Source organism: Streptomyces sp. NPDC031225 (assembly GCF_055570355.1).
In genome coordinates, this window is sequence record NZ_JBVIHJ010000030.1 from 81,061 (window position 1) to 94,746 (window position 13,686).

General features: G+C 72.2%; 14 protein-coding genes. 12 read left to right on the forward strand and 2 right to left on the reverse strand.

Annotated elements, in window-relative coordinates; translation table 11 throughout:
* Positions 1-11 precede the first annotated feature (11 nt).
* A complete protein-coding gene (locus ACZ48Z_RS38130) occupies positions 12-1,163 on the forward strand; it encodes an NADH-quinone oxidoreductase subunit D (RefSeq protein WP_468740488.1) in 1,152 nt (383 codons plus the stop codon).
* On the opposite strand, the gene ACZ48Z_RS38135 is transcribed toward ACZ48Z_RS38130, so the two are convergent.
* A complete protein-coding gene (locus ACZ48Z_RS38135; protein WP_468740489.1) occupies positions 1,128-2,192 on the reverse strand; it encodes an SAM-dependent methyltransferase in 1,065 nt (354 codons plus the stop codon). The genes ACZ48Z_RS38130 and ACZ48Z_RS38135 overlap by 36 nt on opposite strands.
* 118 nt (positions 2,193-2,310) lie before the next feature.
* On the opposite strand from ACZ48Z_RS38135, the gene ACZ48Z_RS38140 reads away from it, so the two are divergent.
* On the forward strand, positions 2,311-3,513 hold the full coding sequence (locus tag ACZ48Z_RS38140) for a sensor histidine kinase (protein WP_468740490.1): 1,203 nt from the start codon (positions 2,311-2,313) through the stop codon (positions 3,511-3,513).
* 92 nt (positions 3,514-3,605) lie between these two features.
* A complete protein-coding gene (locus ACZ48Z_RS38145; protein ID WP_468740491.1) occupies positions 3,606-4,277 on the forward strand; it encodes a response regulator transcription factor in 672 nt (223 codons plus the stop codon).
* Between the two features lie 219 nt (positions 4,278-4,496).
* Here ACZ48Z_RS38145 and ACZ48Z_RS38150 read toward each other — a convergent pair whose 3' ends face one another.
* Entirely contained in the window at positions 4,497-5,723 is a 1,227-nt protein-coding gene (locus tag ACZ48Z_RS38150; protein WP_468740492.1) for a threonine aldolase family protein, read from the reverse strand.
* A gap of 149 nt (positions 5,724-5,872) precedes the next feature.
* Here ACZ48Z_RS38150 and ACZ48Z_RS38155 point away from each other — a divergent pair, with 149 nt between their 5' ends.
* From ACZ48Z_RS38155 to ACZ48Z_RS38195, 9 genes are all read left to right on the forward strand, one after another.
* Positions 5,873-6,820, forward strand: a complete 948-nt coding sequence (locus ACZ48Z_RS38155; RefSeq protein ID WP_468740493.1) for a Rossmann-like and DUF2520 domain-containing protein — start codon at positions 5,873-5,875, stop codon at positions 6,818-6,820.
* Positions 6,817-7,809 carry a pantoate--beta-alanine ligase gene (gene panC / locus ACZ48Z_RS38160; RefSeq protein WP_468740494.1) on the forward strand — a complete coding sequence of 331 codons (993 nt, stop codon included), beginning with the start codon at positions 6,817-6,819 and terminating at the stop codon, positions 7,807-7,809. Before ACZ48Z_RS38155 ends, panC begins: the two co-directional genes overlap by 4 nt.
* Positions 7,806-9,584, forward strand: a complete 1,779-nt coding sequence (locus ACZ48Z_RS38165; protein WP_468740495.1) for an L-aspartate oxidase — start codon at positions 7,806-7,808, stop codon at positions 9,582-9,584. Before panC ends, ACZ48Z_RS38165 begins: the two co-directional genes overlap by 4 nt.
* Positions 9,585-9,589: 5 nt before the next feature.
* On the forward strand, positions 9,590-10,567 hold the full coding sequence (nadC, locus tag ACZ48Z_RS38170) for a carboxylating nicotinate-nucleotide diphosphorylase (protein WP_468740496.1): 978 nt from the start codon (positions 9,590-9,592) through the stop codon (positions 10,565-10,567).
* Between the two features lie 5 nt (positions 10,568-10,572).
* Positions 10,573-11,370 carry a type III pantothenate kinase gene (locus ACZ48Z_RS38175; RefSeq protein WP_069764657.1) on the forward strand — a complete coding sequence of 266 codons (798 nt, stop codon included), beginning with the start codon at positions 10,573-10,575 and terminating at the stop codon, positions 11,368-11,370.
* Between the two features lie 174 nt (positions 11,371-11,544).
* Positions 11,545-12,213 carry a hypothetical protein gene (locus ACZ48Z_RS38180; protein ID WP_468740533.1) on the forward strand — a complete coding sequence of 223 codons (669 nt, stop codon included), beginning with the start codon at positions 11,545-11,547 and terminating at the stop codon, positions 12,211-12,213.
* Between the two features lie 58 nt (positions 12,214-12,271).
* The gene (locus ACZ48Z_RS38185) at positions 12,272-12,448 is read left to right on the forward strand and encodes a hypothetical protein (RefSeq protein WP_468740497.1); all 177 of its coding nucleotides are present in this window, start codon (positions 12,272-12,274) and stop codon (positions 12,446-12,448) included.
* Between the two features lie 138 nt (positions 12,449-12,586).
* Positions 12,587-12,979, forward strand: a complete 393-nt coding sequence (locus ACZ48Z_RS38190; protein ID WP_468740498.1) for a BlaI/MecI/CopY family transcriptional regulator — start codon at positions 12,587-12,589, stop codon at positions 12,977-12,979.
* 9 nt (positions 12,980-12,988) lie between these two features.
* A complete protein-coding gene (locus ACZ48Z_RS38195; RefSeq protein ID WP_468740499.1) occupies positions 12,989-13,537 on the forward strand; it encodes an amino-acid N-acetyltransferase in 549 nt (182 codons plus the stop codon).
* Positions 13,538-13,686: the final 149 nt, after the last annotated feature.

Consider the following 13,686-nt stretch of genomic DNA (forward strand, 5'->3'; position numbering starts at 1 on the left):
AGACTGTGTCCATGACTCCCACGACGGAGACCACGGTCGGCATCGGCGGCGCCGCGGAGAGCACCGACATGGTGCTCAACATCGGACCGCAGCACCCGTCCACCCATGGCGTGCTGCGCCTGAGGCTGGTCCTGGACGGTGAGCGCATCGTGAGCGCGGAGCCGGTGATCGGGTACATGCACCGGGGCGCGGAGAAGCTCTTCGAGGCGCGCGACTACCGCCAGATCATCATGCTCGCCAACCGCCACGACTGGCTGTCGGCCTTCTCCAACGAGCTGGGTGTGGTCCTCGCAGTGGAGCGCATGCTCGGCATGGAGGTCCCGCAGCGGGCGGTGTGGACGCGCACGCTGCTCGCCGAGCTGAACCGGGTGCTGAACCACCTGATGTTCCTCGGGTCGTACCCGCTGGAGCTCGGCGGCATCACCCCGGTCTTCTACGCGTTCCGGGAGCGGGAGGTGCTCCAGAACGTCATGGAGGAGGTCTCCGGCGGCCGCATGCACTACATGTTCAACCGCGTCGGCGGCCTCAAGGAGGACCTGCCGGCCGGCTGGACCACGCGTGCGCGTGCCGCGGTGTCCGCCGTGCGCTCGCGCATGGACCGCTTCGACGACCTGGTGCTCGGCAACGAGATCTTCCGGGGGCGCACCAGGGACGTGGGCGTCCTCGCACCGGAGACCGTGCACGCGTACGGCGTCAGCGGGCCCGTCGCGCGCGCCTCGGGCGTCGACTTCGACCTGCGCCGCGACGAGCCGTACCTGGCCTACGGCGAGCTCCAGGACACCCTGAAGGTGGTGACCCGCCAGGAGGGCGACTGCCTCGCCCGCTTCGAGGTCCTCCTGGAGCAGACCCACAACGCCCTCGACCTCGCCGACGCCTGTCTCGACCGGGTCGCGGAACTCCCGCCCGGGCCGATCAACCAGCGGCTCCCGAAGGTCCTGAAGGCGCCCGAGGGGCACACGTACGCGTGGACCGAGAACCCGCTCGGCATCAATGGCTACTACCTCGTCAGCAAGGGCGAGAAGACCCCGTACCGGCTGAAGCTGCGCTCGGCGTCGTACAACAACATCCAGGCCCTGGCCGAGCTGTTGCCGGGGACGTTGGTCGCGGACATGGTGGCGATCCTGGGGTCACTGTTCTTCGTGGTCGGGGACATCGACAAGTAGGCCCGCGGGCGGCTCGCCGAGGGGTCCGTCCGGGATTCCGAGGGACATGCCGACCGGCTGGAGCAGCCAGCCGAAGTCGCCGAGACCGCCCATCGCGGTGAGTTCGGCGGCCTCCGCGGCGCGTGCGAGGGCGCGTACGTACGCGGCGGGCTGGGTGGACGCCAGGGCGAGCGGGGGGCGTGCGCCCGCGATGCCCAGGGCGCGCAGCGCGTCGCGTTGTGCAAGCACGCGCCCGCCGGGCAGTGCGCACGCGTCCAGTGCCACATGGGCCGTGAGATCGCACGACCCGTCCGGCACGGGCGCCGTCTCGCGTCCCTCGCGGAAGCCGGTGAGCGTTCCGAACAGGGGGCGTGTGGACGCCGTGTGCGCGTAGTCGGCGGCGACCGCGAGTCCGCGTTCGACGGTCGCGACCGCCGAAGCCCACACCTCGTCGCGGGGCAGGCCGATCTCGGCCCGCAGGCCCTCCTCGGCCGGCAGTGGCCACCACCGGCTCAGCCACTCGGCCTCCGCACCAATGACCGGTTCCCCGAGGCGTTCGCGCCCGTCCCGTCGCACGAGAACCCGTCGCGGTACGCCCGAGGAGTCCGTCTCGGCGACCTCCACGGGTACGTTGTCCAGCCATTCGTTGGCGAACAGCAGCCCGGTGACGCCCTGCGGGCAGGCGGGCAGCCACTCGATCCGGTGATCGAGGCCGGAAGGCCGGGCGGCGAGTTCGACGGCGTACGCACGTGTGCGGGCGGCCACCTCGGCGGGCAGGGCGGCGAGGATGCCGGCGGCCAACTCGCCGCGCCCCGCGGCCATGTCGACGAAGTCGAGCCGTGCGGGACGGCCCAGCGCCTCGTCGACCCGGCACAGCAGGCGGGCCACGGCCTCGGCGAACAGCGCGGAGGCGTGCACGGAGGTACGGAAGTGCCCTGCGGGCCCCTCCGGCCTGCGGTAGAAGCCGTCCGGCCCGTACAGGGCGGCCTCGGCGGCGGCCCGCCACCCGCTCCAGTCGCCCGTCGCTCGGTCCGGGGTGTCATCGGTCACGCCGTCAGGCTAGGCGTACCGGTGAACGGGGCCTCCACCTTGGGGAGTACGCGCGGGCGGTACGGATCGGTCCTCCGGTTGACCCCTGCACGCATCACGCATCCCTACGCTGGGTTACGTGCAACGCCTCTATGACTTCCTCCGCAGACACCCGACAGGGGTCGACGCCTTCTGGGCCGTCTTCCTGTTCGGGATCTCGCTCGCGAGTGAATCCGCCCAGGGGGAGTCCCAGGGGACCGGGTCCGCGGCGGTGATCGTTCCGGTGATCCTGCTGCTGTGCCTGGTGATCGCGTTGCGACGGCGCATGCCGGAGAAGATGCTGCTGCTGGCCATCGGGCTCGGCGTGGCGCAGCTCGCCCTTGACGTCGAGGTCAAGGCGGCCGACTTCGCCTTCCTGGTGATCGCCTACACCGTGGCCGCGACCGGCACCCGCTGGGCCTCCTGGCTGGCACTCGCGAGCGGCCTCTGCGCCGCTCCGCTTGCGCAGCTGCGGTGGCCGAACGAGGAGTCGAGCGCGCTGGCCAACCTCGCCCAGATGATCTTCCTGACGATTCCGTTCGCCCTGGCCTGGGTGCTCGGCGACTCGATCCGCACCCGCCGCGCCTACTTCGCGCAGCTGGAGGAGCGGGCCGCGCGTCTGGAGAAGGAGCGCGAGGCGCAGTCCAAGGTCGCCGTCGCCGCCGAGCGCGCCCGGATCGCCCGCGAGCTGCACGACGTCGTCGCGCACAACGTGTCCGTCATGGTCGTCCAGGCCGACGGTGCCGCCTACGTCCTCGACGCCGCGCCCGACCAGGCGAAGAAGGCTCTGGAGACCATCTCCTCCACCGGCCGTCAGGCCCTCGCCGAGATGCGCCGCCTGCTGGGCGTGCTGCGTACCGGCGAGCACCAGGAGGGCGGTGAGTACGTACCGCAGCCGGACGTCGAGCAGATCGAGGACCTCGTCGAGCAGTGCCGTGGTTCCGGGCTCCCCGTGGACTTCAAGATCGAGGGCACCCCGCGTCAGCTGCCCAGCGGCGTCGAGCTCACCGCGTACCGCATCGTGCAGGAGGCCCTCACGAACACGCGCAAGCACGGCGGCCCCAACGCGGGCGCCAGCGTGCGCCTGGTCTACTTCGACGACGGACTCGGTCTGCTCGTCGAGGACGACGGCAAGGGCGCCCCGCACGAGCTGTACGAAGAGGGCGGCGCCGACGGAGCGGGCCACGGGCTGATCGGCATGCGCGAGCGGGTCGGTATGGTCGGCGGCACCCTGGACGCGGGACCCCGCCCCGGCGGAGGATTCCGCATCAGCGCTCTGCTGCCGCTCAAACCAGCGCATTGACGCCGCCGCACGCCCCTCGTTGACACCTGTCACGCCCCCTGATGACCGCGCCGTACGACCCCGAGCGACCCCGAGGAAACGGAAGAGGACCGATGACGATCCGCGTGATGCTCGTCGACGACCAGGTGCTGCTGCGCACCGGGTTCCGGATGGTGCTCGCAGCCCAGCCGGACATGGACGTCGTCGCGGAGGCGGGGGACGGGGTGGAGGCCCTCCAGGTGCTGCGCTCGACCTCCGTCGACGTCGTCCTGATGGACGTCCGCATGCCGAAGCTCGACGGCGTGGAGACCACCCGCCGCATCTGCTCGGAGCCCGACCCGCCGAAGGTGCTCATCCTGACCACCTTCGACCTCGACGAGTACGCCTTCTCCGGGCTCAAGGCGGGCGCCTCCGGCTTCATGCTCAAGGACGTGCCGCCGGGCGAACTGCTCACCGCGATCCGCTCGGTGCACAGCGGCGACGCCGTCGTCGCCCCCTCGACGACCCGGCGACTGCTCGACCGCTTCGCGCCGATGCTGCCCACCACCGGCAAGGAACCCCAGTACAAGGAGCTGGAGCGGCTCACCGACCGCGAACGCGAGGTGATGGTGCTGGTCGCCCAGGGGCTGTCCAACGGCGAGATCGCGGCCCGCCTGGTCCTGTCCGAGGCCACGGTGAAGACCCACGTGGGCCGCATCCTGACCAAGCTGGGCCTCCGGGACCGGGTGCAGGTGGTGGTCCTCGCCTACGAGACGGGGGTGGTGCGCGCGGGCGGGCAGGGATGAGCCACCGGGGCGTGCCTCGCGGGTGAGGCCGGCCCGGGGTCTCGGTCGGTCCCGCTCGGTCCCGCTCGACGAGGCCGCCGGGCGGATCGCGGTCGACAGCTCAGCGAGGGCCGTACGGCCCCGCAGGACGACGGCCGCCTCCTCGTACCGGTGAGCTCGGACCGGCGGCGTCGCCGACGTGATGCCACCGCCGGGGAGGTGCTGCCCGGGGCATGGGCCTCACCCGGCGCCGTCCCCGGCGGCCGTCTTCGTACCGGGGGCCTCTTCGGCCAGCAGTACCGCGAAGTCCGCCACGGCCGCTCGTACGTCCTCCGCCGTCCAGTCCAGCCCCTCGGCCCGGACGCTCACCTCGGTGCGCGACAGGCCAGGGCCCGCCTCGTCCCAGGGGTGGGCGAACAGCAGCGTCTTCGTCTCCTCGCCCTGCCGCAGGGAGGCCTCCGTGAGGACGTCGACGCCGTACGGCAGCCACACCTGGAAGTCGTTGGTGTGCGGCCGCTCGGGGTGGACCCGCGTCCACGGCAGCCCGGCCGCCTCGAACCCCTCGCGCAGCGCGTCCGCGACCACACGCGCGTGGCCGACGTAGGAGGGCAGCCGGGGCAGCTCCCGCTCCAGCCCGGCGAGCGCCGACAGCGCCGTGGGGAACTGCTGGAACACCGCGCCGCCGTAGCGGTGCCGCCAGACCTTGGCCTCCTCCACGAGCGTTCCCGGGCCGACGAGGGCCGCGCCGCCGTAGCCCTCGAGGGACTTGTAGTACGACACGTAGACGCTGTCGGCCAGGCCCGCGATCTCGTCCAGGGAACGGCCGAAGTGGACGGTGCTCTCCCACAGGCGCGCGCCGTCGAAGTGCACCACCGCGTCACGCTCGCGTGCCGCCGCCACGAGCTCGCCGAGCTCCTCCCAGGTGGGCAGCACGAAACCGGCGTCCCTGAGGGGGAGTTCGAGCATCAGCGCCCCGAAGGGCTCGGGGAAGTCGCGCACCTCGTCGGCGGTCGGCAGCCGCGGCTCGCTGGTGATCCGGACCGGCCGCAGGCCGCTGACCTGGCTGAACGCCTGGCGTTCGTGCACTTCGGGGTGGGCGAGCGCGTGCAGGGCGACCGTGGGGTTCCCGGTGCGGCCCGCCCAGCAGCGCAGGGCCACCTGCTGGGCCATCGTGCCGGTCGGGAAGAAGGCGGCAGCCTCCATGCCGAGCAGGGCGGCCGTCCGCTCCTCCAGCGCCTCGACGACGCCGTTGCCGTACACGTCGGCGTGCTCGTCCAGGTCGTACAGCGTGTGCGCGTCCTCCAGCACCGCCAGGCGCTCCCGGAGCGTGCCCTGGAAACCGGGGCGCGCCAGGACGCGTTCCGCGCTCCGGCGTACGCGCACGCGCCGTGCGAAGCGCTGCTTGAGCCGCTCGCCCTCCGTGAGGTGCTCGCTCTGCCCGGGGCTCTGCTCCGCTGAATCCGTCATGCCCGGATCATGCCTCGCGCCCCCTCGCGAGGGCACCCGCATTTCCCACAGCCTGTGGACAACCGGACGCCCCCGGAACCGATCGCGTTAACATGACGAGAAATCGTCCGGTACCCAGATGCGGACTGGAACGGGAAGGCCGTTGTCGCGTGAGTACAGTCCACCAGCCAGACAGCAAGGACCGCCCCGCGCGGCTCACCGTCGGCGTCGTCGGCGCCGGCCGGGTGGGCCCCGCGCTCGCCGCGTCCCTCCAGCTCGCCGGGCACCGTCCAGTGGCCGTCTCCGGGGTCTCCGACGCCTCCCGGCGGCGGGCCGAGCTGATGCTCCCGGACGTTCCCCTCGTCACTCCCGCGGACGTCCTGCAGAGCGCCGACCTGGTGCTGCTGACCGTCCCCGACGACACCCTGCCCGGGCTGGTCGAGGGCCTCGCCGAGACCGGCGCGGTGCGGCCGGGCCAGCTGCTCGTGCACACCTCCGGGCGGTACGGCACGAAGGTCCTGGACCCCGCCCTGCGCGCCGGCGCGCTGCCCCTCGCCCTGCACCCCGCGATGACCTTCACCGGCACCCCCGTGGACGTCCAGCGCCTCGCGGGCTGCTCCTTCGGCGTCACCGCCCCCGACCAGTTGCGGCTGGCCGCCGAGGCCCTCGTCATCGAGATGGGCGGCGAGCCCGAGTGGATCGACGAGGAGATGCGGCCGCTGTACCACGCGGCCCTCGCTCTCGGCGCCAACCACCTGGTCACCCTGGTCGCCCAGGCCATGGAACTGCTGCGCGCGGCCGGCGTGGAGGCCCCGGACAGGATGCTCGGCCCCCTGCTCGGCGCCGCCCTCGACAACGCCCTGCGCTCCGGCGACGCGGCCCTCACCGGACCCGTCGCGCGCGGTGACGCCGGCACGGTCGCCGCACACATCACGGAGCTGCGCAGACACGCACCCCAGACCGTCTCCGGCTACCTGGCCATGGCCCGCGCGACCGCCGACCGCGCGCTCGCCCACGGACTGCTGAAGCCGGAGCTCGCCGAGGACCTCCTCGGAGTGCTCGCGAGCGGGGCCGACGGCCCCGACGGCATCAACGGCTCCGAGGGAGACGCCCGATGACGACCGCTCTGCTGCGCACCGCCGACGAACTGCACGCACGCACGCGTGCGGGCCGCCGGGCCGTCGTGATGACCATGGGCGCCCTGCACGAGGGCCACGCCACCCTCGTCCGCACCGCGCGCGAGATCGCGGGTCCGGACGGCGAGGTCGTCGTCACCGTCTTCGTGAACCCTCTCCAGTTCGGCGCGGGCGAGGACCTCGACCGCTACCCGCGCACCCTGGAAGCCGACCTCAAGATCGCCGAGGACGCGGGCGCCGACGCCGTCTTCGCGCCCTCAGTCGACGAGGTCTACCCGGGCGGCGAACCCCAGGTCCGCGTCAGCGCGGGCCCGATGGGGGAGCGCCTGGAGGGTGCCTCGCGCCCCGGCCACTTCGACGGCATGCTCACCGTCGTCGCCAAGCTGCTGCACCTCACCCGCCCCGACATCGCCCTCTACGGCCAGAAGGACGCCCAGCAGCTCGCCCTGATCCGCCGGATGACGCGCGACCTGAACTTCGGCGTCGAGATCGTCGGCGTGCCCACCGTGCGCGAGGACGACGGCCTGGCCCTCTCCAGCCGCAACCGCTATCTGAAGCCGCAGGAGCGGCGCACCGCGCTCGCCCTGTCCCGCGCCCTGTTCGCGGGCCGCGACCGGCACGCGGCGCAGGAGGCGCTGCGCGCGCGGGCCCGTGAAGTGCCCGCCACGCACGCGCGTGCCGAGGCCCTGAGCGCCCTCGGCGAGTCCCGCGCGGCCGCCGACACCCACGCGGTCGCCCAGGCGTCCCCGGGCGGCCCCGCGGCCGTCCGCGCGGCCGCCCGCACGGTCCTGGACGACGCCGCCCGCCAGGACCCCCCGCTCGTCCTGGACTACCTCGCGCTCGTCGACCCCCGCGACTTCGGCGAGATCGAGAACGACTTCACCGGCGAGGCCGTCCTCGCCGTCGCCGCCCGGGTGGGGACGACCCGGCTGATCGACAACATCCCGCTGACCTTCGGAGCCGCCTCGTGACCAGCACAGGCATACGCCCGCCCGTCGCCCACCACCACCCTCAAACGAGAGCGCTTCGCGCTCACCTCCACTTGCCTGCGCCCGCCCCCGGGTGGTCCATCGCCGCGGACGTCGTGGTCGTCGGCTCCGGCGTCGCCGGCCTCACCGCGGCCCTGCGCTGCGAGGCCGAGGGCCTCAGTACCGTCGTCGTCACCAAGGCCCGTCTCGACGACGGCTCCACCCGCTGGGCGCAGGGCGGCATCGCCGCGGCCCTCGGCGAGGGCGACACCCCCGAACAGCACCTCGACGACACCCTGGTCGCGGGCGTGGGCCTGTGCGACGAGGAGGCCGTGCGGATCCTCGTCACCGAGGGCCCGGACGCCGTACGCCGCCTGATCGCGACCGGAGCGCACTTCGACGAGTCCGAGGCGGGCGACCTGGAGCTCACCCGCGAGGGCGGCCACCACCGTCGCCGTATCGCCCACGCGGGCGGCGACGCCACCGGCGCCGAGATCTCCCGGGCGCTCGTCGAGGCCGTACGCGCGCGGGGGCTGCGCACGATCGAGAACGCGCTCGTCCTGGACCTGCTGATGGACGCCGACGGCCACACGGCGGGCGTCACCCTGCACGTCATGGGCGAGGGCCAGCACGACGGCGTGGGCGCCGTGCACGCCCCCACGGTCGTCCTCGCGACCGGCGGCATGGGCCAGGTGTTCTCCGCGACCACCAACCCCTCCGTGTCCACCGGCGACGGCGTGGCACTCGCTCTGCGCGCGGGCGCCGAGGTCAGCGACCTGGAGTTCGTGCAGTTCCACCCCACCGTGCTGTTCCTGGGCCCGGACGCGGAGGGCCAGCAGCCCCTTGTCTCCGAGGCCGTGCGCGGCGAAGGCGCCCACCTGGTCGACGCCGACGGCGTGCGCTTCATGGTCGGACAGCACGAACTGGCCGAACTCGCGCCGAGGGACATCGTCGCCAAGGGCATCACGCGCCGCATGCAGGAGAAGGACGCCGAGCACATGTTCCTCGACGCCCGGCACTTCGGCGCCGACATGTGGGAGCACCGCTTCCCGACGATCCTCGCCGCCTGCCGCGCCCACGGCATCGACCCGGTCACCGAGCCCATCCCGATCGCACCGGCCGCCCACTACGCCTCCGGAGGCGTCCGCACCGACTCCCGGGGCCGTACGACCGTCCCCGGCCTGTACGCCTGCGGTGAGGTGGCCTGCACGGGCGTGCACGGCGCGAACCGGCTCGCCTCCAACTCCCTCCTGGAGGGCCTGGTCTACGCCGAGCGCATCGCCGCCGACATCATGGCGAGCCACGCGGGCGACGGCCTCCACGCGCGCGTGCCCGCACCCGTCGAGCACCCCGAACACCCCGCGAAGCCCGCCCACCCCCTGCTCGCACCGGAGGCCCGGTTCGCGATCCAGCGGACCATGACCCTGGGCGCGGGCGTGTTGCGCTCCGCCCGGTCCCTGGCCGGCGCGGCGGACACCCTGCACCAACTGCACGCCGACGCCCGCGACGCCCTCGAGGAGAACGGCAAGACGGCCGAACCCGGCGTCGACACCTGGGAGGCCACCAACCTCCTGTGCGTGGCCCGCGTCCTGGTGGCCGCGGCCCGGCTGCGCGAGGAGACGCGTGGCTGCCACTGGCGCGAGGACGCGCCCGACCGGGACGACACGGCGTGGCGGCGCCACATCGTCGTACGACTGAATCCCGACCGGACCCTCGCCGTACACACCACCGATACCGCAGACTTCCCCCCGACCCGGCAGCCCCTTCAGGAGCAGTGACAGTAGTGAGCACCGACGACCTTCCCCTCGCCTCCTCCGGAGGCTGCGGCGACGGCTGTGCCTGCGGCGCGGACGGCGACGCGGAGTACCTGGAGTGCGGGCTCGACCCCGCGCTCGCGCAACTCCTCGCCGACGCCGGGCTCGACCCGGTGGAGGTCGAGGACATCGCCAACGTCGCGATCCAGGAGGACCTCGACCACGGCGTGGACGTGACGACCGTCGCGACCATCTCCGAGGACGCCGTCGCCACCGCCGACTTCGTCGCGCGGGAGGCGGGCGTCGTGGCCGGCCTCAGGGTCGCCGAGGCGGTCGTCTCGGTGGTCTGCGAGGCCGAGTTCGAGGTCGAGCGGCACGTGGAGGACGGCGACCGGGTGGCGGCCGGGCAGAAGCTCCTGTCGGTCACCACGCGCACGCGCGACCTGCTCACCGCCGAGCGCAGCGCACTGAACCTGCTGTGCAGGCTCTCGGGCATCGCGACCGCCACGCGCGCGTGGGCGGACGCACTGGAGGGCACCAAGGCACGCGTGCGTGACACGCGGAAGACGACTCCGGGACTCAGGTCTCTGGAGAAGTTCGCGGTGCGCTGCGGGGGCGGGGTCAACCACCGGATGTCGCTGTCCGATGCGGCGCTGGTCAAGGACAACCACGTGGTCGCCGCCGGTGGCGTCGCCCAGGCCTTCAAGGCTGTCCGGGAGGCATTCCCGGACGTGCCGATCGAGGTCGAGGTCGACAACCTGTACCAGCTGAAGGACGTCGTGGACGCGGGCGCCGACTTGATCCTGCTGGACAACTTCACGCCGGGCGAGTGCGAGGCGGCCGTCGCGCTCGTGCGCGGCCAAGCCGTGCTGGAGGCCTCCGGACGGCTGACGCTGGCCACCGCGCGCGCGTACGCCGACACGGGCGTCGACTACCTCGCCGTGGGGGCGCTCACCCACTCCTCGCCGATCCTCGACATCGGCCTCGATCTGCGCGCGGCGGAGTAGCCGCGATGCTCCTCACGATCGACGTGGGCAACACCCACACCGTTCTCGGGCTGTTCGACGGCGAGGACATCGTCGAGCACTGGCGGATCTCCACGGACGCGCGCCGCACGGCCGACGAACTGGCGGTGCTGCTCCAGGGGCTCATGGGCATGCACCCGCTCCTCGGGGACGAGCTGGGCGACGGCATCGACGGGATCGCGATCTGCGCGACCGTCCCGTCCGTGCTGCACGAGCTGCGTGAGGTGACGCGGCGGTACTACGGCGACGTGCCGGCCGTGCTCGTCGAGCCCGGCGTGAAGACGGGGGTGCCGATCCTCACCGACAACCCCAAGGAGGTCGGCGCGGACCGGATCATCAACGCGGTGGCGGCCGTCGAGCTGTTCGGCGGCCCGGCGATCGTCGTGGACTTCGGTACGGCCACGACGTTCGACGCGGTGTCCGCGCGCGGGGAGTACGTCGGCGGGGTCATCGCGCCCGGCATCGAGATCTCCGTGGAGGCCCTCGGGGTGAAGGGGGCCCAGCTGCGGAAGATCGAGGTGGCCCGGCCGCGGAGCGTGATCGGGAAGAACACGGTCGAGGCCATGCAGTCCGGCATCGTGTACGGCTTCGCGGGCCAGGTCGACGGGGTCGTCGGCCGGATGGCCCGGGAACTCGCGGACGATCCCGAGGAGGTGACGGTGATCGCCACGGGCGGGCTGGCGCCGATGGTGCTGGGGGAGTCGTCGGTGATCGACGAGCACGAGCCGTGGCTGACGCTGGTGGGGCTGCGGCTGGTGTACGAGCGGAACGTGTCGCGGATGTGATGCGCGGGTCGGACCGGCGTGGGATGTCTCCCGCCCCCGCCGCCCCTTCCCGTCCCTGGGGGCTGTGCCCCCGGACGGGCTGAAGACGCGCGCCACACCCGTCCCTTATGGCGAATTTGTCTGATTAGCGCGTATTGTCGCCGCATGCCCACGCCATACGGATCCCGCGGCGGCATGGCGTTCGGCGTGGAGGAGCTGCGTGTGCTCCGCCGCGCTCTCGCCCTCGCCCTTCACCCCGCCCCCGCCTCGGCCGAGGACATCAAGGACTGCCATCGCCTCGCCGAGTCCTTCGACGAGGCGGTGCGTGAGGGTGCCCGGCTGCGCACCTTCCTGGTGGCCGACCTCGCCCGGTACCGCGCCGCGCTGCCCGGCACCGCCGCCGGCTATCTCGCACTCCTGGAGGAGGCGCTGGGTGCCGGTTACCTGCCCGGCCCCGACGATCTCGCCGGTCTCCGGGCGCTGCGCGGCAACCCCGTCGCGGCGGCGCTGCTGAACCGCTGCCAGGTGCTGGCGGAACGGGACGTACGGGCCCGGCTCGCGGGCGCCACGGCCGACCGGCGGGCGCCGCTGGCCCCGGTGGTCCCGGCTTCCCGCACGCGCCTCCTGGCGCTGCCCGGCGGCCTCTCCGGAGGTTTTTCGGGAGTCACCCGGGGTGCCCCGGCGGAGCAGGACGCCAAGGAGCCGGCGAAGAGTCCGGCCAAGCCCCCCGCGCGGCCCGCGGAGAAGCCCGCTCCCGCGGCGCCCAGGCCCTCCCGCCCCATTCCCACCCCGGGCGAGGTCTTCCCCCGCCGCAGGCCCGCCCCGCCGCCGGCGAACCCGCCGCAGCAGCTGGCCGCGGGCTGAACCGCCCTTGGCCGCACCCCGCCCGGGATGTCCCTCCGCCCGTGGCTACTCTGGACGCATGGACTATGTCTCCGCGCTCGTGCCCCCGGTCGTGATGGCCGTCTTCTTCATCGGTGTGATCCGGGTGATCGTGAAGACCCAGGGCGGGGCCAACAAGGCCAAGGAGGACGCGGTGGTCGACGCCGCGCTCGCCCGCGCGGAGGCGGCCAGGCAGGCCTCCGGCTCCGACGCCTGAACCCCGGCGGCGTACGACTCCCCGAGCCTCGCGCTTTCCGAGTCGTACGCCCTTTTTGTTGCTGTTTGGCGTTGAAAGGCACGTCCGTCACGCCGATAGCCGGATCTCCCACTATTGTGCTGAGCTGTGCCTCGCCCATTGGGAGAACTCGAAGACGCGGTCATGACGCGGGTGTGGAAGTGGAACCGCCCGGTCACGGTTCGAGAAGTCCTGGAAGACCTTCGGCAGGAACGGTCCATCGCGTACACCACCGTGATGACCGTTTTGGACAATCTCCATCAGAAGGGCTGGGTGCGCCGTGAGGCGGAAGGCCGGGCCTATCGATATGAGGCGGTCTCCACACGGGCCGCCTACGCCGCCGCACTGATGAACGACGCCTGGTCGCAGAGCGACAACCCGGCCGCCGCTCTCGTCGCCTTCTTCGGGATGATGAGTGAGGAACAGCGGCACGCACTCCAGGACGCCGTACGCATCGTCGAGGGACCGTCGATGGAGAACCCCGACTCGGCAACGCGGGGCGGCGGGCGATAGCGTCCGCTCATGTCCGCGAAGAGCCCCTCGTCCGAGAACCCCGAAGTCACCGCAAAAGCCATCACCGTGCGGCGGGCCCGTACCAGCGATGTCGCCGGCATCCGTGGTCTCCTCGACACCTACGTCCGTGACCGCATCCTGCTCGACAAAGCGACGGTGACGCTTTACGAGGACCTCCAGGAGTTCTGGGTCGCCGAGCGCGACGACAACGCCGAGCTGGTCGGCTTCGGCGCCCTGCACGTGATGTGGGAAGACCTCGCGGAAGTGCGCAGTCTCGCGGTGAAGCCGGGCCTGAGGGGCGCCGGTGTGGGCCATCAGTTGCTGGAGAAGTTGTTGCAGACAGCGCGCTGGCTCGGTGTTCGCCGCGTTTTCTGCCTCACCTTCGAAGTGGACTTCTTCGGCAAGCACGGCTTCGTCGAGATCGGTGAGACACCCGTCGACACCGATGTCTACGCGGAGCTGCTGCGTTCCTATGACGAAGGCGTGGCGGAGTTCCTCGGTCTCGAACGAGTGAAACCGAACACCTTGGGCAACAGCCGGATGCTTCTGCATCTGTGATCGCCGGGGATTCGGGCGCTCAGCCCTGCCCAGGTTCCCTATGTCCGAAACGCGCATGTTTCCGGACGAGGAGACCACTGTCGGTCTCTCCCAGGGGTTTGTGTTTTTCCGGCAAAAGCGGTTTGCTTTCCGACGTACTGCAGTACTGC